Here is a 1,470-nt window from a genome sequence, read left to right as displayed (position 1 = left end):
GAACGAGCGGCTTCCCCCGACACCGCAAAACAGTAAGAGACCTAAAAAAATGCCCGCCATACCGCGCAAGGACATCTTGAAGAAATTCAGGGGAATGATCGACAAGGGCGTGCCGATCGTCGGCGGCGGCGCCGGCACCGGCCTGTCGGCGAAGGCCGAGGAGGCCGGTGGCATCGACCTCATCATCATCTACAATTCCGGCCGCTACCGCATGGCCGGGCGCGGCTCGGCCGCCGGCCTGCTCGCCTATGGCAACGCCAACGAGATCGTCAAGGAAATGGCCTATGAGGTGCTGCCTGTGGTCAGACACACGCCGGTGCTGGCCGGCGTCAACGGCACCGACCCGTTCGTCATCATGCCGCTGCTATTGGCAGAGCTGAAGACGATGGGCTTTTCCGGCGTGCAGAATTTTCCCACCATCGGCCTGTTCGACGGCAGCATGCGGCAGAGCTTCGAGGAAACCGGCATGGGCTTCGGCCTCGAGGTCGACATGATCGCCGAGGCGCACAAGCTCGATCTCTTGACCACGCCCTATGTCTTCAACCCGGATGAGGCCCGCGCCATGACCAAGGCCGGTGCCGACATCGTCGTCGCCCATATGGGTGTGACGACAGGCGGCTCGATCGGCGCCACGTCAGCCAAGTCGCTCGACGACTGCATTCAGGAGATCGACGCCATCGCCAATGCCGCGCGCTCGGTGCGCAAGGATGTCATCCTGCTTTGCCATGGCGGCCCGATTTCGATGCCCGACGACGCCCGTTACATTCTCTCCCAGGCCAAGGGCCTGCACGGCTTCTATGGCGCCAGCTCGATGGAACGGCTGCCGGCGGAAGCCGCGATCGCCAAGCAGACGGCCGATTTCAAGGCCGTCGCGCTCGGCGGCCAGAAGACCACATTCAAGAAAAAGAAGGGATGAGTGAGATGACCGACAAGAGCAAAGTGTTCGTGTACCCGAAGGACGTCAGCGCCTTCGGCTTCGACTGGGGAAAATTGGCGCTGACGGTGGCGCCCGAAGTGAATGGCGCAACCCGCTTTTCCGGCGGGGTCGTCGACCTGCCTTCCGGCAAGGGCCACACGCGCCACAACCATCCGGGCGCGGAAGAAATCATCTTCGTCATCTCAGGCCATGGCGAACAGATGGTCGAGGACGAGAAGGGCAATCCGATGGTCGAGAAGGTCGGCCCCGGCTGCACCATCTACGTGCCGGAAAGCCGCTTTCATTCGACGCTCAACACCGGCGACGGGCCGATGCAGCTGTTCGTCGTCTATTCGCCGGCAGGACCTGAACTGGTTTTGCGTGAGCTGCCGGATTTCAGGCTGATTCCGCCGGGGCAGTGATCTTTCCTCGGTTCCGGCTCCGACCTCTGCCCTCGGGGAGAGGTCGGATTGCCCCGAATTGCTTTTCCCGGATGGCAATCCGGGTGAGGGGGCAGCAGCCTCAATACCAGCTAGGCCGTCCCACCCCTGTTC

2 protein-coding genes are annotated in these 1,470 nt (G+C 62.7%); both read left to right on the top strand.

What is annotated here, in order from left to right:
* The first annotated feature begins 49 nt into the window (after positions 1-49).
* Positions 50-916: a phosphoenolpyruvate hydrolase family protein gene (locus tag EN969_RS30875; protein ID WP_024504438.1), complete on the top strand. Its 867-nt coding sequence runs from the start codon at positions 50-52 to the stop codon at positions 914-916.
* A gap of 5 nt (positions 917-921) precedes the next feature.
* Positions 922-1,338, top strand: a complete 417-nt coding sequence (locus EN969_RS30870; protein WP_013529490.1) for a cupin domain-containing protein — start codon at positions 922-924, stop codon at positions 1,336-1,338.
* Positions 1,339-1,470: the final 132 nt, after the last annotated feature.

The sequence above is a fragment of the Mesorhizobium sp. M7A.F.Ca.CA.003.01.2.1 genome (assembly GCF_003998945.1).
GTDB classification, from domain to species: Bacteria; Pseudomonadota; Alphaproteobacteria; order Rhizobiales; family Rhizobiaceae; genus Mesorhizobium; species Mesorhizobium ciceri.
The sequence above is the reverse complement of the archived record's forward strand: the minus strand, read 5'-3'. Positions and strand labels throughout refer to the sequence as shown.